Source organism: Altererythrobacter sp. CAU 1644 (assembly GCF_029623755.1).
GTDB lineage: Bacteria > Pseudomonadota > Alphaproteobacteria > Sphingomonadales > Sphingomonadaceae > Erythrobacter > Erythrobacter arenosus.
The window spans coordinates 2,617,890-2,640,265 of record NZ_CP121106.1; the positions used below are offsets into that span (position 1 = coordinate 2,617,890).

Genomic DNA, 22,376 nt, shown 5'->3' on the forward strand with positions numbered 1-22,376 from the left:
CGCGATCGCGCAGGGCAGGGCTGCCAATAATGCGCAGAACTCTGTCGATGTTTGCCGATCCGATGATCACGGTGCTGGCGATTGCCACGCTGGGCGCGATCGCCTTTCCCGCGGTCGGCGAGGCGCGCGAAGTCGCACGCGATATCTCGAACATCGGCATTTTTGCGCTGTTCCTCGTCAACGGGATACGCATCGCGCGCGGAGAGATCCTGCGCGGCTTTGCGAACTGGCGGTTCTTCCTCCCGCTGTTTCTGTTCGTGTTCCTCGTGATGCCGCTTGGCGGCCTCGCGGTATCGCGCTTGGCAGAGGGCATCTTGCCACCGCTTGTCGCACTGGGGTTCCTCTACCTCGGTACCCTGCCGTCAACGATCCAATCCGCTACCTCCTATACCAGCCTTGCAGGAGGCAATATCGCGCTTTCGGTCGTCGGCGCGGCGTTGATCAATATCGCAGGTGTGTTCGTCACCGCTCCGCTGTTCGCCGTGCTCGGCGGAGGCGAAGTTGGGGAGTTGGGCAACGAGGCAATCGTCAGGATCGGCCTGATCCTGCTGTTACCCTTCGTGCTGGGCCAACTGTTCCAGGGTTGGACGCGCGACTGGATCGTGGCGCACAAGTCGCAAGTCGTCTGGCTTGACCGGATCGTGATCGGGATCGCGGTCTATGTCGCGTTTTCCGGAGCGGTGGAGCAGGGACTTGGCGAAATGTTCGACGCGCAGGGTTGGGCTGTGCTGATCGCGCTCGTCACGGGAATGCTTCTGCTCGCCAACATCGGCGCATGGCTTGCCAGCGGAGCCATGCGCTTTGCCCGCGAGGATCGGATCGCCTTCCTCTTCGCCGGCGCACAGAAAAGCGTCGCAATTGGAGCCCCTCTGGCGGCGATCCTTTTCGCGCCCGAAGTCGGCGGCTTCGTCATCGCACCGCTATTGCTCTATCACTTGTTCCAGCTGGTGCTGGCTGCGCCTGTCGCTAATCGGCTTGCACGGGCATCGGATTGACCGGATTCTCGCGGCGGTTGTGCCGCACCGACCACCAGAAGCTCAGCCCGATCAGGATAGCCCCGATCAGCCCGGTGATCGTCTCGGGGATGTGAACCTTGGCCGATATCAGCATGATCCCGCCGAGCACGATGATCGCCCAAAAAGCGCCGTGCTCTAGGAACCGGTACTGTGCGAGCGTACCCTTTCGGACGAGGTGGATGGTCATCGAGCGCACGAACATCGCCCCGATCGAAAGGCCCAGCGCGATGATCACCATGTTGTTGGACAGGGCGAAGGCGCCGATAACTCCGTCGAAGCTGAAGCTGGCATCGAGTACGTTCAGATAGAGGAAACCGCCGAGCCCGCTGCGCACCACGGCGCCCTGCAGCTTCGCTGCCTCTTCCTTCAGCTCGAGGATAGCGTTGATGCCCTCGACAGCAATGAAGGTGACAAGGCCGAGGATTCCGGCAACGAGGAAGGTCAGCGCTTCCTCCGGCTCGAGCAGGGTGGAGATGCCCCACAGGGCCAGTAACAGCACAGCGATCTCGATGGCGGGTAACGCCGCGAAGCGCGACAGCCACTCTTCCAGGGCCCGGATCCAGTGCACATCCTTGTCGAGATCGAAAAAGAACTTCAGCCCGACCATTGCCAGGAACGCGCCGCCAAACCCGGCGATGCCGACATGCGCGGAGCTGACGATCCGTTCGTATTCCTGCGGCTGGTTGAGTGACAGGTTGATCGTCTCCACCGGCCCGAGCCCTGCGGCAATCGCCACGATGGCGAGCGGAAAGACCACCCGCATGCCGAAGACGGCAAAGGCGATACCCCAGGTGAGGAAGCGCCGCTGCCAGACCTCGTCCATCTCCTTGAGGACCGAGGCATTGACGACGGCGTTGTCGAAACTGAGCGAGATCTCGAGGATCGACAGGATCGTGACGATCCACAGCACCTCGGCCATGCCCAGGAGGGTGCCGGTAGCATACCAGCCGTACCATCCGCCAAGTCCCAGGCAGATAGCAGTGAAGACGAGCGAAAACCCGTAAAAGCGCATGATTGTGTTCATCGCGCGGCTCAATCCTTGGGTTGGTAAGTTTGTTCCTCGCCCGGAAAAGTCCGCGCCCGCACCTCGGCAGCATATGCCGCCGCCGCCTGCTGGATGGTCCCGGCGATGTTCTCGAATTTCTTAACGAAGCGGGGCACGCGTTCGAACATGCCCAGCATGTCCTCGGTAACGAGAACCTGGCCGTCGCATTGCGCCGAACCGCCGATGCCGATCGTCGGGCAGGACACGGCCCTGGTCACTTCGATCGCGATCGGTTCGACCACGCCCTCGACAACGATCGCGAAAGCGCCGGCGTCATCGAGCGCAATGGCGTCGTTGAGGATCGTCTCGGCCTCGGCGTCTGTCCGGCCGCGAGCGGCATAGCCGCCCAGCACATTCACAGCCTGTGGCGTCAGGCCGACATGGCCCATCACCGGAATACCGCGCTGGGTGATGAAGGCGATGGTTTCGGCCATGGCCTTGCCGCCTTCGAGCTTCACCGCGGCGGCGCCTGTTTCCTTGATAAGCCGCGCCGCGCTGTCGAATGCCTGCTGCGGCGAACCTTCGTAGCTGCCGAAAGGCATGTCGACGACCACCACCGAATTGTAGCTGCCGCGCACCACGGCAGCGCCATGGTTCGACATCATCTCCATTGTGACCGGGACGGTAGAGGGGAGGCCGTAGATAACTTGCCCGAGCGAATCTCCTACCAGCAGGATATCGCAATGGGCGTCGAGCAGCTGCGCCTGCCTAGCCGTGTAGGCGGTCAGCATGACGATCGGCTCTTCGACCTTCCCGTCCTGCTTGCGCGACCGAATGCGCGGGACGGTAAGCCGTTTCATCGGCGCCGGCGTCGGATTGGCGCGGCTGGTCGAGGTGTCGATCTGGAACGTCGTGGACATGGCAGGCCTTCTAGACGCTGCCGCTATGCGGGGAAAGTCCGCATATTGTGCCTTGAATTGCCCCCGGGGACCGCTAGCCTCGGTAGCAATGAAGGAGGCCCCGCACAGGGGCAGGGAAGGATAAGATAATGGCAGTTGCAGACGCGCCGCGCGATGGTTGGACTTCGCGCAGGGCCTTTTTGCTCGCTGCGATCGGTTCAGCGGTCGGCCTCGGAAACCTGTGGCGATTCTCGACGGAAGCCGGGACTAACGGCGGTAGCGCTTTCGTTCTGTTCTATATCTTCTGCGTGATCCTGATCGGCTTGCCAGTGCTGTTGGCGGAAACGTTGATCGGCCGCCATGGCCAATCCTCCGCGCCGGAAAGCGTACGCAAGCTGGCGGCAGAATCGAACGCGTCGAAGCACTGGGGCCTGATCGCCACGCTCGGGGTCATCGGGTCGCTGCTGATATTGAGCTTCTACTGCGTGGTCGGCGGCTGGGTCCTCTATTACATCTGGGTCTTTCTCGGCGACATGATCCAGACCGGCCTTGCCGGCGGCGCCTTCCAGGGCCGCCCTGCGGCCGATATCGAGGGACTGCTTCCCAATCTGTTCGGCGATGCCCGGCTGATGGTGGGCTGCGGCCTGGCGTTCCTCGCCATCACCGCTTTCTTCGTCGCGCGCGGCGTATCGAGCGGGATCGAGTGGGTGGCGTCATGGCTCATGCCAGCCTTCTTCGTCCTGCTGGTGCTCATCACCATCTATGGCTTGGCGACGGGCGCTGCTTCCGAAGCGATCAGCTTTCTCTTCACCTTCGACTTTTCCAAGCTGACGCCCGAGGTGATGCTGGCGGCGGTGGGGCAGGCATTCTTTTCGCTCTCGCTCGGCATGGCGAGCATGATCACCTACGGCGCCTACGTTGGGCGTGACGTGAACCTGGCGCAGACATCCGGCATCATCGGCGGTGCCGATACGATGGTGGCCTTGATCGGCGGTTTGTGCATCTTCCCGATCGTCTTTGCCGCCGGCCTGTCGGTGAGCGCCGGGCCCGGGCTCATGTTCCAGTCGCTCCCGGTGGCATTCCAGGCAATGCCGTTCGGCTCGCTGATCGGTTTCGCCTTCTTCATCATGGTGGCTTTCGCTGCCCTGACGAGTTCGGTGAGCCTGCTCGAGCCATCTACGGCCTGGCTCAAGCAATTGACCGGGCTGAACCGGCTCGCGACCACGCTGATTCTTTGCGGAGTCGCCGGTGTGCTGGGTACCCTCGCGGCACTTTCCTTCAACGAGTTGGCCGATTTCCGGCCGCTGGCGTTCATCCCGATCTTTGCCGAATCGAATTTCTTCGATGCGCTCGATGGGGTGACAGCGAAGATCATGATGCCGCTGGGCGCAATCCTGGTCTGCATCTTCGTCGGCTGGATCGCCGATGCGAGGCTGATCGACGAGGAGAACGGGCTCGACGGCGCCTTGCACCAGTTCTGGCGCTTCCTGGTGCGTTTCCTATGCCCCATTGTGCTTGGGGTGATCATGGTGACGGGGCTGATGTCCTAGACGCAATTATCCCGGGATTGTTGGGTCAAAACATTACCGTTTGCGAGAAAACGCGGCTAAATCGCGCGTGACCGGCGGGGCGGGAGAGGCTCGTCTCGGGTCACTGGATATCCCACGATGCTCCTAGATCGGATCAAACCGCTCGACGCAATTCTTGCTGCGGCGGAAAAGAAGTCGCTCAAGCGCTCGCTTGGCGCAATCCAGCTGATGCTGTTTGGCGTCGGCTGTATCATTGGCACCGGCATTTTCGTGCTGACCGCCGCCGGTGCGCAGAAGGCCGGGCCTGGCCTGATGCTGGCCTTCGTCATTGCCGGTGCTGTCTGCGTGGTTGCGGCGCTGTGCTATGCCGAGATCGCCTCGACGATCCCGGTGTCTGGTTCCGCCTACACCTACACCTACGCGACGATGGGCGAGTTGCTGGCCTGGACCGTGGGTTGGGCGCTGGTGCTCGAATACGCCATCGCTGCCAGCGCGGTATCGGTTGGCTGGTCCGGATATTTCGTCGGGACGATCCTGAATGAATTCATGGGGATACATTTGCCGGCCTGGCTCAGCGCCGGGCCGCTATTCCTTGGCGGCGCGGAAGGCGGGCTGATCAACCTTCCGGCACTGATTATCGCCCTGTTGATCACGGGCCTGTTGATGATCGGCACGAGCGAGAGCGCAATGGTCAATGCCGTGCTGGTGGCGATCAAGGTGACTGCGCTGACGGCGTTCATCGCGCTGACCCTGACCAGTGCCTATTTCGATCCTGACCAGTTCAATCCATTCCTGCCGGCGGGCATGTTCGGCGGCTTCGGATCTGGGGTCGGGGCGGTTGGCGCAGCGGCGACGATCTTCTTCGCCTATGTCGGTTTCGATGCGGTCTCGACCGCTGCGGAGGAGACCAAGAACCCGCAGCGCAACGTTCCGATCGGCCTGATCGGTTCGCTGCTGATCTGCACCATTTTCTATATCCTGGTCGCGGCCGGTGCGGTCGGCACGATCGGGGGCCAGCCGATCATGGGGCCGGGCGGTATTCCGTTCCCGGCAGGCTCGGAGGAGCTGGCACGCCAGTGCGCCTTGCCGGAGCATGCGGGTGCGCTCGTCTGCTCGAAGGAAGCGCTGGCACATGTCCTCCGCGAGATCGGCTTCTCGGGCATTGGCAATATGCTGGGTATTGCGGCGTTCCTGGCGCTGCCCTCGGTCATCCTGGTGCTGCTGTTCGCCCAGACGCGCATTTTCTTCGTGATGAGCCGTGACGGCCTGCTTCCCGAAGTGCTGAGCCGGGTCCACCCCAAGTGGCACACGCCGCATATTGTCACCGCCGCAACCGGTGCGGTGGTCGCGGTCGCCGCGGCTTTGCTGCCGGTCGGCCAGTTGGCCGATATCGCTAACGCAGGGACGCTTTACGCCTTCCTCATGGTGGCGGTCGCGGTGCTGGTGCTTCGCAAGACACGGCCGGATGTGCCGCGCAGCTTCAAGGTTGCAGGGGTGTGGTTCGTCGCACCGGCAACGGTGCTGGGAACCGCCTTCCTGTTCCTCAATCTGCCGGCCGATGCAATGATGGTGCTGCCGATCTGGAGTGCCATCGGGCTAGTGGTCTATTTTGCCTACAGCCGCAGCCGTAGCCATCTCGGCAAGGGTATCGTCGAGGTGGTCGACGATGTCGCGGGCGAGGAGACCATGATTCCGATCCACCCGCCTCAACACTGATCCGGGCGTAACAAACCAGAAAGGGCCGCCCCCTAAGTGGGAGCGGCCCTTTTCTTTGATCTGTGTTCGCGCTTCGGCGGTTACAAGGTGGTTTCGACGTGCTTGTCCTGGACATCGTCGTGGACGGTCTTGCCCAGCGCCATCTTGGCGGTTGTGAGCAGGCTGTAGTCGCCGCTCCAGATTTCTGCGTCGCCCAGGTCCATACGCAGGAACAGCAGGTCGGGATCGTCCTTGCCCTGATCGTACCAGGCCTTCACGAAGTTGTTCCAGAACTGCTCGAAACGCCCCTGGTCTTCCTCGACCTGCAGGCGGCCGTGGAAGCGGACGAACACTTCGTGGTCCTTGCCTTCGTAGGTCGCGGTGACATCGCCAAGCTTGGCAAAAGTGCTGTTCTTCTGGGTGAAGAACCAGATCGCGCTGTTGGCATCCTTGTCGATCTGGGCGGTCATCGGCGCGGCGCTCTTGGGGTCGTCGTCGCGCTGCAGCATGAGGAAGGGGGAATCGGCCAGCGATTTCCAGAATTGCTTCTTCAGTTCGTCGGCCTTGCCTTCAGAGTATTTCATTGGGGGTGATCTCCTTTGCTTTCGGTTTTTCAACGGCTTGGAGGGGGTATTCGTTCCGGCTCCATCGCTCGGTTGAGGCTGGGGAAGGATGAATCGCAGCGAATGATTGCGAATCGCTCTTTCTTGGAACACAATAAGAACATATGAGTCGTTCGTCTCTCTCCACTACCGCCCTGCAACAGGGTGACGATCTCGCCGTGTCCAGGACACTGGCCACCTTGCAGAAACGCGAGATGCGCTGGCGCCCGGGACTGGCTGCTCCTTCGCACAGCGAGGTCTTTGCCAGTTCGAGCGAGGGGAGCGGGGCTGCCTTGGCGCTGCTGCTGGCGCGTGATGGGTTGGCAGCGCTCGATCGAGGGCCGCTGGCGGAGGGTGAGGATCGCCGCATGGTGCTGTGGGTGCAGGACCGGGCGGCCATGCAGCGCAGCGGGAGGCCTTACTGGCACGGGCTCCCCGGCGAATTGCGCCACCGGTTAATCCATGTCGAGGCGCGGACGCCCGAGGATGCGCTCTTCGCCCTGGAAGAGGGGCTCAGGTGCCGCGAATTGGCCTTCGTGGTGGGCGAGATCGCAGGCAATCCGCGGGCGCTCGACTTTACCGCCTCGCGTCGGCTCAGCCTTACCGCCGAGAAGCACGGCGTGCCCTTGTGGCTGGTACGGCTCGATGCCAGGCCCGACCTTTCCTCGGCCCGGATGCGCTGGACCGTAAAGTCCGAAGTTTCGCCGCCTGGACGCTGGGATGCCAGTGCACCGGGCATTCCCTCGTGGCGAGCGGAGCTGTTCCGCGCCCGTCGCCATGCCCCCGGAGAATGGATCTTAAGCGATGACGGCGGACGCCTCACCGCCACCCGCTCGTCAGCCAACGAAGGGCGCACCGCCACGCCGCATTATGGCGGTCTGGTTCGCCCGGCTGTCGGTCGATCGATGGCGGCTCTCTAACGATCTCGCGCGGGGCGAGGGGGCCGATGCCGAACCGCTCGCCCTGATCACCGAGACCGCGCATGGCCCGCGGATCGATGCCACCAACGATGCCGGACGCGAGGCCGGTGCACGGGCCGGGATGATGCTGGCCGATGCGCGGACGCTGTGCCCCGAACTCAAGGTCGCCCCTTCCGATCCGGCGGGTGATCTCGCCTTCCTCGAGAAGCTGGCGCTGTGGGCGCAGCGCTGGGGGCCGTGGAGCGCGCTCGACCCGCCCGACGGGGTGATCGTCGACGTCAGCGCGGTCGCCCATCTGTTCGGGGGAGAGCGGCGTCTGCTCGAGGATGCCAGTGCGGCCATCGGTGCCCGAAAACTGGCTGCGCGGCTTGCCATTGCGCCCACCGCCGGAGCGGCGTGGGCCTTGGCGCATTATGGGCCGCGCCACGCCATCCTTGGCGCAGCGGAAGATGCCGCAGCGCATCTCTCGCAGCTTCCCGTCGCTGCCCTGCGGCTCGACGAGGATGTGATTGCAGTGTTGCGGAGGCTGGGACTCAAACGGCTCGAGGATTTGCACGGTGTCGGGCGCGATGCGCTGCAACGCCGCTTCCGCAACCGCAAGTCGCCCGCGTCCAATCCGTTGCTCCGGCTCGACCAGATCCTGGGGCGCTTGCCCGAACCGCTGCTGCCGGTGGTGCCGCAGCAGGTGCCGTTGGTCCAGCGCCGCTTGATGGAGCCGATCCGCCACCGCGACCTGCTCGACCAGGTGCTGGCGGATCTTGCGCAGGACATGGCGCGCGAGCTCGAAGGGCAGGGGAAGGGCGCACGGCGACTCGAACTGGGGCTGTGGCGGGTCGATGGCGAAGTGGTGGTGCGCGCACTCGAACTTTCGGCGGCAACGCGCGATGCATCGCATATCACGCGGCTGTTTGGCGCGAAGCTCGACGATGTCGATGCCGGCTTCGGGATCGAGACGGTTCGCCTGCGCGCCAGCTGGGCCGAACCGCTGGCCCTGGAACAGGGCGATATCGAAGCCGCCGCCGAGGAGCATGGTACCTCGCTCAGCGGTTTCGTCGATCGCATCACGGTAAGGCTTGGCAAGCAGGCGGTGCGGCATCCGGTTCCCTTTGCCAGCCATATCCCCGAAAGGGCGCAGCGCTGGCAGGCCCCGCTCGATCCCGATCCAGCCACACAAGGTGAATTGGCCTTTAACTTTCGGCCGCTGAAACTGCTCGACCGACCAGAGGCGATCGCGGTGCTCTATGCGTCGCCCGACGGCTATCCCAAGTCCTTCCGCTGGCGCGGACAGGTGCACGAAGTCGCGCGGGTGGAGGGGCCGGAGCGGATCGCGCCCGAGTGGTGGCGGGAGAAATCCTCGGTGCGTTTGCGTGACTATTACCGCATCGAAGACAGGCAGGGGCGCCGCTATTGGCTCTACCGCAGCGGTATTATCGGCGATGGTCGTGGGGGGCTACCGGCGTGGTTCCTACAGGGCTTCTTTGGTTAACGGACCCGACATTAATTGTTTCTAAGGGCTGCGAAATCACGCAAATTTTACACCTTGCTGGCAAACGAAGATTATGAACGCACCGGAAATCAATCGCGCTGCCGACCGCAAGCCGCTCGACATCCTTGTCGAAGGGCGGATGCGTTCGCGCCCCGTCTGCGTCGAGTTGATCGACCTTTCCGAAGGTGGCTGCAAGATCAAGGGCAAGTTCGGCTTCACCCAGGAAGGCGAAGTGATCTCGCTCAAGGTCGATGGAATCCGCGCTCCGCTTGGCAAGGTCGTGTGGGTAGACGGCCAATTTGCCGGAGTCGCCTTCGACGGAAAATTGCACGAGGCGATTATCGATCACCTGTGCCGCCAGCGGCTCGAGAAACGCCTCGAAAGGGCCCAGCGCCGCACGGACTAAAAAAAGGGCGGCTCGCAAGCCGCCCTCTTCAAATCGAATGTCGAACCCGGTTATTCGACCGGTGCCACCAACAGGCGGTTGCCGAGGGGCTGCAGCGAACGCGCCGTCGGACCGAGCGATCCGGCCATGGCAGCGATCTGCTCCGCGCTTGCTTCCATCACCTCTTCAGCGACATGCCAGTTGACGCCTTCGCTGCAGGGCGGCGTCGTGAGCGAGCCCATGTAGCGGTATACCGACAGGTCATCGGGGATCATCTCGGACGCATCGAGATTGAGCGCAGAACCGTTGCCGCTCGACAGCGCATTGCCGATCGCACCCAGGGCAGGGTTTGCGTCGCCTTCCTCGAACATCACGCCGAGCACGCCCAGTTCACCCTTGTCCGTTGCGTGGACGAAGTGCGCCACGAGCGGATAGCGCTTGCCGTTGATGGCGTGTTCCGACGGGGTGTGGAAGTGAACCTGGATCAGGTTGAAGTGCTTGTCGCCCGAATGCATGTGCATCCCGGCAGGGAAATCGACCTGCAGCTTCTGGTCGCTGACCGCGAGCGTGCCGCCGGTTTCGCCATAATTGGTCGAGACGGTGATCTCACCACGTGCCTTGGCCTGACCGAGGTCGACCGGCGACTGCATGAGCCCCGCATCGCAGATGGCATAATCGCTGTTCACCGTTGACCAGCGCTCCGGCATTTGTCCATCGCCGAATTTCCAGTCCTTGTCTGCGGCGAGTGCCGGGGCTGCGGCGAGCGAAGCCGTGGCGAGAATTGCAAGATATTTCATTATCCACTCCAAACCGTGCAAATGCCGGAGGAGTTGGCACAGGCCATACCCGCTCGCGACAGTCGCGAAAATCGTCTGGCCGGCCAATTTGGGAATTTCGGTGCCAGCCTCCTCGAGTACGTCCGACATCACGAGTGCAGTGCGCTCGCCAGAGGGGCCCGGTCCGTGGCCTTATTACGTGCCTGTAGCGGTTAGGTTCCCGCGGATACGTCATTTGATATTGGCGGAAGGCTGAAAAGAACATATAAAGAACATATGTCGTCGCAGACCATTCTCCAGAAGCTCGAAATCCTCGCTGATGCGGCGAAATACGATGCTTCCTGCGCATCCTCTGGAACGGCGAAGAAGAACTCACTGGGGGGGAAGGGGATCGGCTCGACCGAGGGGATGGGGATCTGCCATGCCTATGCACCGGACGGACGGTGTATCTCGCTCTTGAAGATCCTGCTGACCAATCACTGTGTGTTCGACTGCCACTACTGCGTCAATCGCAAGAGCTCGAACGTGCGTCGCGCGCGCTTCACGCCGCAGGAGGTCGCCGACCTCACACTCGCTTTCTACAAGCGCAATTATATCGAGGGGCTGTTCCTCTCATCGGGCATCGTCAAAAGCTCGAACCACACGATGGAGCAATTGGTAGAAGCCGCCCGTATCCTGCGGGAAGAACACGATTTTCGTGGCTATATCCATCTCAAGACCATTCCCGAAGCGGATGCTGAACTGGTCCACCAGGCGGGGCTCTATGCCGATCGTGTTTCGATCAATGTCGAATTGCCGACTGCCAGCGGGCTGACCCGCCTCGCGCCCGACAAGAGCGCGGCGCAGATCGAAGGCGCGATGGACAAGGTCAAGACGGATATCGTCGCGGCGAAGGATGCCAGGAAGCGCTTTCGCCACGCTCCGCGCTTCGCCCCGGCGGGCCAGTCTACCCAGATGATCGTCGGTGCCGATGGCGCGACCGATTCCGATATCGTCGGCAAGGCGAGCGGGCTTTACCGGAGCTTTGGCTTGCGGCGGGTCTATTACAGCGCCTTCAGCCCCATCCCGGATGCCAGTGCGGTGCTGCCCTTGAAACGCCCGCCGCTGATCCGCGAGCACCGGCTCTACCAGTCCGACTGGCTGATACGTTTCTACGGCTTCAAGCCGGGCGAGATCGTGCAGGCGGCAGAGGCCGATGGAAACCTGCCGCTCGACATCGATCCCAAGCTCGCCTGGGCGCTCAAGTTTCGCGACAGTTTTCCGGTCGACGTCAACCGCGCGGCGAAGGAGCAATTGCTGCGCGTGCCGGGTCTGGGAACGACGGCGGTAAAGCGTATCCTGATCGCGCGGCGACACCGTGTCCTGCGGCTCGACGATGTGGCCAAGCTGACGCTGTCGATCGCCAAGGTGCGCCCCTTCATCGTCACCTGCGACTGGCGCCCGACATTCCTCACCGATCGTACCGACCTCAGAAGCCTGCTCGCGCCCAAGGCAGAGCAGCTGGAACTGTTCGCGGCATGACCGCGCTGCAGCACGTCAAGCTTGGCGCCTATTACGTGGTGAGCATGCCCGAGCCGGACGATTTCGATTTCTGGCGCGAGCGGGCGCGCAGCCTCGTCCAGTGCGATGTCCCGCCCGACCGGATCGCCTGGGTCGAGCCGGGCGGCAATGGCGATCTCTTTGCGCACGGCGAGCGGCGCATGCCGGTGCCCGAGCCGGATGCGCGCGCGGTGCGGGCGAGCAAGCGCTTTGTCAGCCTGGCGAAAAGCGCCTTGCTCCATTCCGAACCGGAGCGATTTACGCTGCTTTACCGCCTGCTGTGGCGGCTCCAGTCCAAGCCCAGGGTGATGGAGGACAGCGCCGATCCCGATGTGCGACGGGTCGAGGATTTGGCCAAGGCGGTGCGGCGCGACAGCCACAAGATGCACGCCTTCGTCCGTTTTCGTCTGGTCGAGAGCGAGGACGCGGAGGTGGGCGAACATTACGTCGCCTGGTTCGAACCCGAACATCACATCCTGCGTGCCAATGCCGGCTTCTTCGTCCGCCGCTTCGCCAACATGCGCTGGTCGATCCTGACGCCGCGCGGCAGCCTGCACTGGGATGGCGAGGTGCTGGAAGAAGGTCTGCCTGCGCAGCGCGGTGATGCGCCCGGCGGCGATCCGATGGAGGATCTCTGGCGCAAATATTACTCTTCGATCTTCAATCCGGCGCGACTCAAGGTTGGCGCGATGCTGAAGGAGATGCCGAAGAAATACTGGAAGAACATGCCCGAGGCGGCGCTCATCCCTGAGCTTATCGCGGGCGCGCAATCGCGCGAAGCACAGATGGTCGCACGAGGTGCGCTGGAATTCGAGGAGCGACCGGAAACGCTCGCTGCAATCGAGGAAGCGATCCATCGTTGTGGCAAGTGCCCGATTGGCGGCCTCGATAATCACGCGGTGATGGGCGAGGGACCCGACCGCGCTGCGCTGATGATCGTCGGCGAGCAGCCGGGCGACCAGGAAGATCTTGCCGGGCGACCCTTCGTTGGCCCGGCCGGGCAATTGCTCGACATCCATCTCGGACGCGCGGGGATCGACCGCCGCTCGGCCTATGTCACTAATGCGGTGAAGCATTTCAAATATGTCATGCGCGGTAAGCGACGGCTGCACCAGAATCCCGCCGCGAAGGAGATCGACACCTGCCGTTGGTGGCTTGAGGCGGAGCGGAAAATCGTCGAACCGCGGGTGATCCTCGCGCTGGGTGCGTCGGCGGCGCGCGGATTGCTCGGCAGGACGGTGAGTATCTCGAAAGTGCGCGGCGCTCCGATCCCGCTCGGCGATGCTGGTTCGGGGGCGAGCGAGCTGTGGATCACCGCGCATCCCTCCTACCTGCTGCGGCTCGATGGTGCGGCGCGCGAAGAGCAGGAACGCCTGTTCGCCGCCGACCTTGCGGCGGTGAGGGCGCGGCTGGCGGAGGTGGCGGGGTGAAATGCCCGAGAACGACCTTCACATTCCGCGCCGAACGGTGGAACTCGATCCCGAGCTGATCGACACGCCTGAGCGCGCGCCCTTCGTCGAACTGGGGCTGGTGAGCTGTTTCAGCTTCCTGCGCGGCGCCTCCGACGCGGTCGACCTGGTGATGACAGCGCGTGCCCAGGGCTATGACGCGATCGGGATTGCCGATGCGAACTCGATGGCTGGCGTCGTGCGGGTACATACCGAGGCGAAGACGCTCAAGCTGAGGCCGGTGATCGGCACGCGGATCGAAACGGTCGAGGGGCTCGCCTTTCTCGCTTACCCGCGCGACCGCGCCGCCTATGGGCGCCTGTGTCGCCTGATCAGCACGGGCCGGATGAGCACGCTCGACGGCGAATGGCAGGAGAAAGGCGAGTGCCACATCTCGCTCGCCATGCTCGCGCGCCACGCCGAGGATGTGCAGCTGATCCTGCTGCCGCCGGATGATCTGGAGGCGCGTTTCACCGTGCCTGCTTGGGCAAGCAATGTGGTTACGCTGGATGGGAGAGGGCATCCAGAACATGCGACGGGCACCTTCGGGGAAGTCCTTCCTCAGCTGAGTGCGGGGTTGCCCACCTTCCGCTATCTCGCTGCAAGCTATCTCTACCGCGGTGACGATATTGCGCGGATCACCCGGCTCGATGCGCTGGCCAGCGCGAACGGTCTTGCGCTGCTCGCCACCAATGATGTCCACTACCATGCGCCCGAGCGGCGCCCGCTGCAGGACGTGATGACCGCGATTCGGCACAAGACCACGGTCGCGCGGGCGGGGCACCTGCTCCACGTCAATGCCGAGCGTCACCTCAAACCGCCGCAGGAGATGGTGCACCTGTTTGCGCGCTGGCCGCATGCGATCCAGGCGGCGCGCGAGGTGGCGGACAATTGCGATTTCAGCCTCGATGAGCTGCGCTACGAATATCCCGAAGAGATTTACCCTGACGGCATGACGCCGCAGCAATATCTCGACAGCGAAACCTGGAAGGGCGCTACAAGGCGCTATCCGGAAGGCTTGCCTGACAGCGTGCGGCAGACGCTCAAGCGCGAGCTGGCGCTGATCGAGAAGCTCGACCTCGCGCGTTACTTCCTCACCATCAAGGATATCGTCGACTACGCGCGCAGCGTCGACCCGCCGATCCTGTGCCAGGGGCGCGGCAGTGCGGCCAATTCGGCGGTCTGCTACTGCCTCGAGATCACCAGCGTCGACCCGGCCAAGCATGCGCTGCTGTTCGACCGCTTCATTTCCGAAGAGCGCAAGGAACCGCCCGATATCGACGTCGATTTCGAGCACGAGCGGCGCGAGGAGGTGATCCAGTACATCTATCGCCGCTACGGCCGACAACGCGCGGGCCTGTGCGCGACGGTGATCCATTACCGTCCGCGCATGGCAATCCGCGAAGTGGGTAAGGCTATGGGCCTGTCGGAGGACGTCACCAGCGCGCTCGCGCGCACCGTCTGGGGCGGATGGGGGCGCGAGATCGGAGAAAAGCATGTCGGTGAGACCGGGATGGACGTCACCGACCCGCATCTCAGGCGCGTCCTCGCGCTAACCAGACAGATGATCGGCATGCCGCGCCACCTCAGCCAGCATGTCGGCGGGTTCATCCTCACCGAGAGCGCGCTGACCGAGACGGTCCCGATCGGCAATGGCGCCATGCCCGAACGCAGTTTCATCGAGTGGGACAAGGACGACATCGACGCGCTCGGCATCCTCAAGGTCGATGTGCTGGCGCTCGGCATGCTCACCTGCATCAAGAAATGCCTCGACCTGCTGGAGGAGCATCACGATCGCAGGCTGACGCTGGCGAGTGTCCCGCGCGAGGATCCGGAAACCTATGCCATGTTGCGCAAGGGCGACTCGCTCGGCGTGTTCCAGGTCGAAAGCCGCGCGCAGATGAACATGCTGCCGCGCCTGCGCCCGCGCGAGTTCTACGACCTGGTGATCCAGGTCGCGATCGTGCGCCCTGGCCCAATCCAGGGCGATATGGTGCATCCCTATCTCAAACGCCGCCGCGGTGCGGAGAAGGTCGTGATCCCGGCGCCTTCTCCGGAATATGGCCCACCCGACGAGCTCTCCAGCATCCTCGAACGCACGCTGGGCGTCCCGATCTTCCAGGAGCAAGCGATGAAGATCGCGCTCGACGCGGCCAAGTTCAATTCGGCCGAGGCCAACCGGCTGCGCAAGGCGATGGCGACCTTCCGCAGCCGCGGCATGGTCGACGAATTGCAGGACATGATGGTCGGACGGATGGTGACGCGCGGCTACGACCCCGATTTTGCCGAACGGTGCTTCAACCAGATTCGCGGTTTCGGTGAATACGGCTTTCCGGAAAGTCACGCGGCAAGCTTTGCGCACCTCGTCTACGTCTCAAGCTGGCTCAAGTGCCACTTCCCCGCCGCCTTCGGCTGCGCGCTGCTCAATTCGCAACCGATGGGCTTCTACGCCCCGGCGCAGATTGTGCGCGATGCGCGCGAGCACGGGGTCGAAGTGCTGCCGGCTGATGTGAACCACTCCCTGTGGGATTGTACGCTGGAGGAAACGGGAGAGGCGCAGGAAACCCGCCAGGGCCGGATGGACCGCCATATTGCGCTGCGCCTTGGCCTTCGGCAGGTCGATGGCCTGCCCGAGCATGTTGCGGCGGCACTGGTCGCGGAGAGGGCCGAGAACGGCCCCTATCACGATGTCGGCGAACTCAAGGACCGTGCCGGACTCTCTCCTGCACATATCGAGCGGCTCGCCAGTGCGGACTGCTTTGCTTCGCTCGACCTGCCGCGCAGGCAGGCCTTGTGGGATGCGCGCAGCCTGATCTCCGCCCCCGATCTGCCGCTGTTCAAGGCGGCGGCGGAACGCGACGAGGGGGCCGAGAAGATGCGCACCGCGCTCCCGCAGATGCCGCTTTCCGAAGAGGTCGTGGCCGATTACCAGACCACGCGTCTCAGCCTGAAAGCGCATCCGCTGGCCTTCCTGCGGGCAAGTCTTGCCGAGCGCGGATTCGTTCGCGCCAGCGATCTCAGAAATCGCAAATTCCGCAGCATGGTCAATGTCGCCGGAGTTGTATTAATTCGACAGCGGCCCGGTTCTGCCAAGGGTGTCTGTTTTATTACACTTGAAGACGAGACCGGAGTGGTTAATCTTGTTGTCTGGCCGGACTTAAAAGAAAAGCAGCGCCGGGTCGTCATGGGAGCGCGTCTGATGGAGGTGCGCGGCCGGGTGGAATATGACGACGAGGTGATACACGTGATCGCGCATCACATGACCGACGCTACGGCGTCCTTGCACATGCTTTCAGATGATTTGCTCAACGCGCCGATTGCGCGCGCCGATCACGTCAACAGTCCGCTGCCCTCGACCCAGAGGGAGCATGGCGGGCGAGAAGCGATCAGGCCGCGCGACCTGATCGACGAATTGCCGAACACCCGCACACATCCGCGCAACGTCCGCGTCATCCCGCGCATGCTTCCACCCTCACGCGATTTTCATTGAGAGCGCAGATGGCACAGTTCCCCTTTGACCTCTCGAAACGCGCCGGACGCCTTGCCACAGATCGCAAGGTGATTGGCTGGTTCATCGTCCTGACCCTGCTTTTCGCCGGTTACACCTGGCTGCAGAAGCATCCAGAACACAATCCGCTGGCCCCGCTCGACCTGCGCGACCCGCCGGGAGTGGCAACCAACTTCAAGATCATGGGATTGGTGCGCGACCGGGCCGAATGCCGCGCCACCCTCGAGCGCAGCGAAGTCGCCTTCCGGCAGCTCACCCCTACAGGCGAGGGATCATGCGCCTTGATCGACCGTACGGTGATGAGCGCAGCGCCACTCTCTCCGGGCGGTGCTGCAATGACGTGCCCGGTCGGCGCAGGGCTGAAGTTCTGGCTCGACCACGGAGTGCAGGAAGCCGCTGTCACCCACCTGGGCTCGCATGTGGTGCAGATCGATCATCTCGGCACCAACAGCTGCAGGCGGGTCAACGGCAGCAACACCGGTCCGTGGAGCGAACATGCCACGGGCAATGCGATCGACATCGCGGGATTCGTCCTGGCGGATGGCCGGCGCATCACCGTGAAGGGTGACTGGGGCAATGACGCGCGCGGGGAATTCCTCAAGGCGGCGCGCGACACCGCCTGCAACAGCTTCACCACTGTGCTCTCGCCCGAATACAACGCCCAGCACGCCGACCATTTTCATCTCGACCAGGGAACCCGCTGGGCCCAGGTGTGCCGCTGAAGTTGCCAGCTGGCTAGGCGGCGTCGAGCGCGTAACCGGCTGATCGCACGGTACGCACCGGGTCATCGGCGCCCTCGATCTCGATCGCCTTGCGCAGCCGCCGGATATGAACATCGACCGTGCGCAGTTCGATGTCGCTCTCGGTGCCCCACACCCCGTCGAGCAACTGGCCGCGACTGAAGACACGTCCGGGGCTCTCCATGAAGAACTTGAGCAGGCGGTACTCGGTCGGGCCCAGTTGGAGGACCTGTCCCTGGCGCTCCACCTTGTGCGCGACGGGATCGAGCGTGATATCACCGACCTGGATCGTCTCGCCGGCAAGGGCGGGGCGAATGCGGCGCATGACCGCTGCCACTCGGGCCAGCAACTCGCGCGGACTGAACGGCTTGGTCAGATAATCGTCGGCACCGGTCTCCAGTCCGCGGATGCGGTCATCTTCCGCTTCGCGTGCGGTCAGCATGATGATGGGGACGTGCGCAGTGTCCTTGTCGCGGCGCAAACGGCGGCACACCTCGATGCCGCTGGTTCCTTCGATCATCCAGTCGAGAATGACGAGATCGGGGCGTTGCTCGCGCGCCATGACCATCGCTTCGTCGCCATCAGGGGTGACGCGGACGTCGTAACCTTCTTTCTGGAACCGAAATTCGAGCAGTTCTGACAGCGCCGGGTCGTCTTCGACCAGCAGCAAGCGGGCGGTAGGCATTGCGTCGGATCCCTTTTTGTCCATCAGGTGACGCCTTTGCGATATGACCGTCCCGCTACAGTTTTGTGTCAGCGGTCCTCATCAGGAGGATAAACTCCGGTTGCGGCGAAGTGCACCATTTCCGCAACATTGGTTGCGTGGTCCCCGATCCGCTCGATATTGCGCGCCACGAAGAGCAGCTGGGCTGCACTCGAAATGGTGGAAGGATTCTCCACCATGTGGCTGACCAGATTGCGAAAAATGCTGTTATAGAAAGCATCTACCTTGGCGTCAGCAGCGATGACTTCGCGCGCCAGATTGGCGTCACGCGCGGCATAGGCGGTGAGGACGTCATGCACCATGTCGCTGGCCAACTCGGCCATGGCCGGGAGCAGGGTCAGCGGCTCGAACCGCTCGCGCCCCTCGATGCTTCCCACGCGCTTGGCGATGTTCTTGGAATAATCGCCGATCCGTTCGACGACGCCGGCGATCTTGAGCGCGGCAATGACTTCCCGCAGATCGTCCGCCATCGGCGCACGCAAGGCAATCACCCGCACGGCCAGCTTGTCGACCTGCATTTCCAGCGCGTCGAGCTTCTTGTCGCCATCGACGACCTTCTGCGCCAGTTCCTCGTCGCCCCGAACCAGGGCATCGAGCGATTCCTGGATCGCCACTTCCGCCAGGCCGCCCATCTCGGTGATGAGGCCGCGCAGGTGGGTGATGTCTTCGTCGAAGGCTTTTACCGTATGCTCTGCCATTAACCGTACCGCCCTGTGATATAATCCTTGGTCCGCTCCTCGATCGGATTGGTGAAGATGTCGGAGGTCCGACCGTATTCTACCATTTTTCCGAGGTGGAAGAAGGCGGTTCGCTGCGACACACGGGCCGCCTGCTGCATCGAGTGGGTCACGATGATGATGGCATAGCGACCGTTCAACTCGTCGATCAGCTCTTCGATCTTCGCGGTGGCGATCGGATCCAACGCCGAGCAAGGCTCGTCCATCAAGATGACTTCGGGGTCGACCGCGATCGCGCGCGCAATGCACAATCGCTGCTGCTGGCCGCCCGACAGCGCGGTGCCGGAATCGGTCAGTCGATCCTTGACCTCGTTCCAGAGGCCTGCTCGCTTGAGCGAACGTTCGACGATTTCGTCGAGATCGGTCTTGCCCTCGGCGAGTCCGTGGATCTTGGGGCCGTAGGCGATGTTCTCGTAGATCGATTTCGGGAAGGGATTGGGCTTCTGGAAAACCATGCCTACCCGGGCGCGCAGTTGCACCACGTCCATCCCCGAACTGTAGATATCCTCACCGTCGAGTTCGATAGAACCTTCGACGCGAGCGCTTGGGATCGTGTCGTTCATGCGGTTGAGGGTGCGCAGGAACGTCGACTTGCCGCAGCCGGAGGGGCCGATGAAGGCCGTCACGAATTCGGAAGGGATATCGATCGACACATCGTCGATCGCTTTCTTGTCACCATAATAGACCGATACGCCTTTGGTGCGCATCTTTGCTTCGGTAACTTCAAGATTGGGATGGACTACGGTCACCAGGTTTTCTCGAACTTGTTGCGCAGGTAGATGGCGAGACCGTTCATCACGAGGAGGAACAGCAAGAGGACGATGATCGCCGCGCTGGTGCGCTCGACGAAGCCGCTGTCGATTTCATCCGACCAGAGGAAGATTTGTACCGGCAACACGGTCGCGGGAGAAGTGAATCCATCCGGAGGCGTCGCCACGAAGGCGCGCATCCCGATCATCAGCAGCGGGGCGGTCTCGCCCAGGGCGCGGGCCATTCCGATGATCGTCCCAGTAAGAATCCCCGGCAATGCCAGCGGCAGCACATGGTGGAACACCACCTGGACCGGCGACGCGCCCACCGCCAAGGCACCGTCACGGATCGACGGAGGGACCGCCTTGATCGCGTTACGCCCGGAAATCACGATCACCGGCATCGTCATCAGCGCCAGCGTCATCCCGCCGATCAGCGGGGCGGAGCGGTAATTCGGGAAGATCCACAGGAATACGGCCAGGCCAAGCAGGCCGAAGATGATGGAGGGCACCGCGGCGAGATTGTTGATCGACACCTCGATGAGGTCGGTCCAGCGATTCTTGGGTGCATATTCTTCCAGGTAGAGCGCGGCCAGGACGCCGATCGGAAACGCCAGCAACAGGGTCACGATCATCGTATAGATCGACCCCTTCAGCGCGCCCCAGATGCCCACCTGCTGAGGATTGGTCGCGTCCGAGCGCGACAGGAATCCGGGATCGAAATTCTTCGAAAGCACGCCCTGGTTCTCGAGCTTCTCGACCAGCAGCCGCTCTTCCGCGCTACCTTCGCCGGAATATGCCGACGCCAGCCCGGCACTTGCCGGCAGGTTGAAGGTCACTTGCTGCCGAAGGATCGCGGGATCGTCGACGATTGCCTGCGCTACCTCTCGCCACGCCTGGCTGCCGAGCTCGCTGGCGCCCTCTTCGCCGAGTGCTTCACTGGCAAAGAAGTCCACGACCGCGGGTAGACCCTGCGCCTCGAGATTCTGGATCGCATCGCTGCCAGAAAGCGTCGACGCATCGCCGGAAATGCCGGATTCGGCGAAGTCGATCGGCACCGTCAGCTCGGCGCGCTGGAAGCCGCCAACTCCCTGGATGGTCATGCTCACGAGCAGGAAGGCGAGGACAAGGACGGAGAAAAGGATCGCGCCAAGGCCCAGTGCCTTGAAGCGACGCTCAGCGGCGTAGCGCTGGTTCAGCCGCTTCTCGAATGCCTCGGTGCGGGTCGGGGCGATGTGCTCACTCATAGGCTTCGCGGAACCTCTTGACTACGCGCAGGGCGATGAAGTTCAGCCCAAGCGTAACCAGGAAAAGCACGAACCCGAGAGCGAAGGCGCTGAGCGTGGCGGGATGGTCGAAACTGCCTTCCCCGGTGAGCATGGCGACAATCTGCACCGTGACGGTTGTCATCGCCTCGAGCGGGTTGGCGCTAAGATTGGCGGCGGTCGAGGCCGCCATGACAACGATCATCGTTTCGCCGATCGCGCGGCTGATGGCCAGCATGATCCCGGCGACGATGCCGGGCAGGGCGGCGGGCACCAGCACGCGCCGGATTGTCTCCGAAGTGGTTGCTCCCATCGCCAGGCTGCCGTCCTTCATGGCCATCGGAACTGCCGCGATACTGTCGTCCGCCATCGACGAGACGAAGGGGATGATCATCACGCCCATGACAAGGCCGGCGGCCAAGGCGCTTTCGCTCGACGGGTTGGAAATCCCCACCGACAGCGCCAGATCGCGAATGAACGGTGCCACCGTCAGCGCGGCGAAATATCCGTAGACCACCGTGGGAACGCCCGCGAGAATTTCGAGCGCGGGCTTGAGCCATGCGCGCCAGCGCGGGCTGGCGTACTGGGTCAGGTAGATGGCGCTCATCAGGCCCAACGGAATGGCGACGATCATGGCGATGATCGCACCGATGAATATGGTGCCCCAGAAAAGCGGAATGGCGCCATATCGGCTCGCGTCCGGATTGTCGGGGTTGGCCATCGGGTCGGGCGCCCAATGCGTACCGAACAGGAAATCGATCGGATTGACCATTCCAAAGAACCGCAGCGTCTCGAACACGAGGCTGACGAAAATCCCGAGCGTCGTCAGGATGGCAACCAGCGATGCCAGGAGCAGGATGCCCATGACGGCGCGCTCCACCCGGGTTCGGGCGGTGAAGTCGGGCTTGAGCCTCAGGAACGACCAGGCGCCGAACAGGAGCGCGATGGATAGCGTCGCCGCAATTCCGATCAGGCGATATCGAGCGATTGCTTCGCGGAACGGTTCGATCAACGCGTCCGCTTCCTGGTTGAACACCGCGGGCGCCGCGCCGGTCGCTACTGCGCGTGCTTCGTTGAGGATTGTCTGACGCTGGAAATCGAACGCCGGCAGGTCTGCCGCTGCGGGATCGGCGAGCACCGATTGCGTCACCAGGCCCGGAGCGATGAGGGTCCAGACAGTGATGAACAGCAGCACCGGGATGACGATCCAGAGCGCGACATACCAGGCATGATAACTGGGGAGGGCGGCGAGGCGCCCATCAGGCGCGCTGGCACGGAAGCTCCATGCGCGCGCACGAGCCGCCAACCAACCGGCAAGCCCGAGGCCCAGGGCCAGGAGAAGCAGGATGGTTGGCGACATATCCGTGCAATAA

General features: G+C 63.1%; 19 protein-coding genes. 10 read left to right on the forward strand and 9 right to left on the reverse strand.

What is annotated here, in order from left to right; genetic code table 11:
• Nucleotides 1-29 precede the first annotated feature (29 nt).
• A complete protein-coding gene (locus P7228_RS13030) occupies nucleotides 30-995 on the forward strand; it encodes a bile acid:sodium symporter family protein (RefSeq protein ID WP_278015666.1) in 966 nt (321 codons plus the stop codon).
• Here P7228_RS13030 and P7228_RS13035 read toward each other — a convergent pair.
• Complete coding sequence (locus tag P7228_RS13035) at nucleotides 967-2,040, reverse strand: DUF475 domain-containing protein (RefSeq protein ID WP_278015667.1); 1,074 nt, start codon at nucleotides 2,038-2,040, stop codon at nucleotides 967-969. The genes P7228_RS13030 and P7228_RS13035 overlap by 29 nt on opposite strands.
• Before the next feature lie 8 nt (nucleotides 2,041-2,048).
• A complete protein-coding gene (gene panB, locus P7228_RS13040; RefSeq protein WP_278015668.1) occupies nucleotides 2,049-2,921 on the reverse strand; it encodes a 3-methyl-2-oxobutanoate hydroxymethyltransferase in 873 nt (290 codons plus the stop codon).
• Between the two features lie 128 nt (nucleotides 2,922-3,049).
• Here panB and P7228_RS13045 point away from each other — a divergent pair, with 128 nt between their 5' ends.
• On the forward strand, nucleotides 3,050-4,450 hold the full coding sequence (locus P7228_RS13045; RefSeq protein WP_278015669.1) for a sodium-dependent transporter: 1,401 nt from the start codon (nucleotides 3,050-3,052) through the stop codon (nucleotides 4,448-4,450).
• Nucleotides 4,451-4,567: 117 nt separating this feature from the next.
• Nucleotides 4,568-6,145 (forward strand): amino acid permease, encoded by a 1,578-nt coding sequence (locus P7228_RS13050; protein WP_278015670.1) that lies wholly within the window; start codon nucleotides 4,568-4,570, stop codon nucleotides 6,143-6,145.
• An 80-nt stretch (nucleotides 6,146-6,225) separates the two neighbouring features.
• On the opposite strand, the gene P7228_RS13055 is transcribed toward P7228_RS13050, so the two are convergent.
• Nucleotides 6,226-6,708: a pyridoxamine 5'-phosphate oxidase family protein gene (locus tag P7228_RS13055; RefSeq protein WP_278015671.1), complete on the reverse strand. Its 483-nt coding sequence runs from the start codon at nucleotides 6,706-6,708 to the stop codon at nucleotides 6,226-6,228.
• 143 nt (nucleotides 6,709-6,851) lie between these two features.
• On the opposite strand from P7228_RS13055, the gene P7228_RS13060 reads away from it, so the two are divergent.
• The 3 genes from P7228_RS13060 to P7228_RS13070 all read left to right on the forward strand — a co-directional run bounded on the left by P7228_RS13060 (nucleotide 6,852) and on the right by P7228_RS13070 (nucleotide 9,538).
• Nucleotides 6,852-7,646, forward strand: a complete 795-nt coding sequence (locus P7228_RS13060) for a recA-like protein (protein ID WP_278015672.1) — start codon at nucleotides 6,852-6,854, stop codon at nucleotides 7,644-7,646.
• Nucleotides 7,597-9,132, forward strand: a complete 1,536-nt coding sequence (locus P7228_RS13065; RefSeq protein WP_278015673.1) for a DUF6504 family protein — start codon at nucleotides 7,597-7,599, stop codon at nucleotides 9,130-9,132. Before P7228_RS13060 ends, P7228_RS13065 begins: the two co-directional genes overlap by 50 nt.
• 73 nt (nucleotides 9,133-9,205) lie before the next feature.
• Nucleotides 9,206-9,538: a PilZ domain-containing protein gene (locus P7228_RS13070; protein ID WP_278015674.1), complete on the forward strand. Its 333-nt coding sequence runs from the start codon at nucleotides 9,206-9,208 to the stop codon at nucleotides 9,536-9,538.
• Between the two features lie 50 nt (nucleotides 9,539-9,588).
• Here the strand turns inward: P7228_RS13070 and P7228_RS13075 are convergent, their stop codons facing one another.
• Complete coding sequence (locus tag P7228_RS13075; RefSeq protein ID WP_278015675.1) at nucleotides 9,589-10,314, reverse strand: carbonic anhydrase; 726 nt, start codon at nucleotides 10,312-10,314, stop codon at nucleotides 9,589-9,591.
• Between the two features lie 255 nt (nucleotides 10,315-10,569).
• Between P7228_RS13075 and P7228_RS13080 the strand changes: the two genes are divergently transcribed.
• Genes P7228_RS13080 through P7228_RS13095 form a run of 4 tightly spaced genes read left to right on the forward strand, consistent with a single transcriptional unit; the run spans nucleotide 10,570 to nucleotide 17,510 of the window.
• Nucleotides 10,570-11,814 carry a putative DNA modification/repair radical SAM protein gene (locus tag P7228_RS13080; protein WP_278015676.1) on the forward strand — a complete coding sequence of 415 codons (1,245 nt, stop codon included), beginning with the start codon at nucleotides 10,570-10,572 and terminating at the stop codon, nucleotides 11,812-11,814.
• A complete protein-coding gene (locus tag P7228_RS13085; protein ID WP_278015677.1) occupies nucleotides 11,811-13,262 on the forward strand; it encodes a UdgX family uracil-DNA binding protein in 1,452 nt (483 codons plus the stop codon). Before P7228_RS13080 ends, P7228_RS13085 begins: the two co-directional genes overlap by 4 nt.
• A gap of 1 nt (nucleotide 13,263) precedes the next feature.
• Entirely contained in the window at nucleotides 13,264-16,770 is a 3,507-nt protein-coding gene (locus tag P7228_RS13090) for an error-prone DNA polymerase (RefSeq protein WP_278015678.1), read from the forward strand.
• An 8-nt stretch (nucleotides 16,771-16,778) separates the two neighbouring features.
• Nucleotides 16,779-17,510 (forward strand): extensin-like domain-containing protein, encoded by a 732-nt coding sequence (locus tag P7228_RS13095; RefSeq protein WP_278015679.1) that lies wholly within the window; start codon nucleotides 16,779-16,781, stop codon nucleotides 17,508-17,510.
• A 13-nt stretch (nucleotides 17,511-17,523) separates the two neighbouring features.
• Here P7228_RS13095 and phoB read toward each other — a convergent pair whose 3' ends face one another.
• The 5 genes from phoB to pstC all read right to left on the reverse strand — a co-directional run bounded on the left by phoB (nucleotide 17,524) and on the right by pstC (nucleotide 22,363).
• Nucleotides 17,524-18,213 (reverse strand): phosphate regulon transcriptional regulator PhoB, encoded by a 690-nt coding sequence (gene phoB / locus P7228_RS13100; RefSeq protein WP_278017770.1) that lies wholly within the window; start codon nucleotides 18,211-18,213, stop codon nucleotides 17,524-17,526.
• A 68-nt stretch (nucleotides 18,214-18,281) separates the two neighbouring features.
• Nucleotides 18,282-18,950: a phosphate signaling complex protein PhoU gene (gene phoU, locus P7228_RS13105; protein ID WP_278015680.1), complete on the reverse strand. Its 669-nt coding sequence runs from the start codon at nucleotides 18,948-18,950 to the stop codon at nucleotides 18,282-18,284.
• The gene (gene pstB, locus P7228_RS13110) at nucleotides 18,950-19,696 is read right to left on the reverse strand and encodes a phosphate ABC transporter ATP-binding protein PstB (RefSeq protein ID WP_278017771.1); all 747 of its coding nucleotides are present in this window, start codon (nucleotides 19,694-19,696) and stop codon (nucleotides 18,950-18,952) included. The genes phoU and pstB overlap by 1 nt, the downstream gene beginning before the upstream one ends.
• A gap of 38 nt (nucleotides 19,697-19,734) precedes the next feature.
• Nucleotides 19,735-20,985 carry a phosphate ABC transporter permease PstA gene (pstA, locus tag P7228_RS13115; RefSeq protein ID WP_278015681.1) on the reverse strand — a complete coding sequence of 417 codons (1,251 nt, stop codon included), beginning with the start codon at nucleotides 20,983-20,985 and terminating at the stop codon, nucleotides 19,735-19,737.
• Nucleotides 20,978-22,363, reverse strand: a complete 1,386-nt coding sequence (pstC, locus tag P7228_RS13120) for a phosphate ABC transporter permease subunit PstC (protein ID WP_278015682.1) — start codon at nucleotides 22,361-22,363, stop codon at nucleotides 20,978-20,980. The genes pstA and pstC overlap by 8 nt, the downstream gene beginning before the upstream one ends.
• Nucleotides 22,364-22,376: the final 13 nt, after the last annotated feature.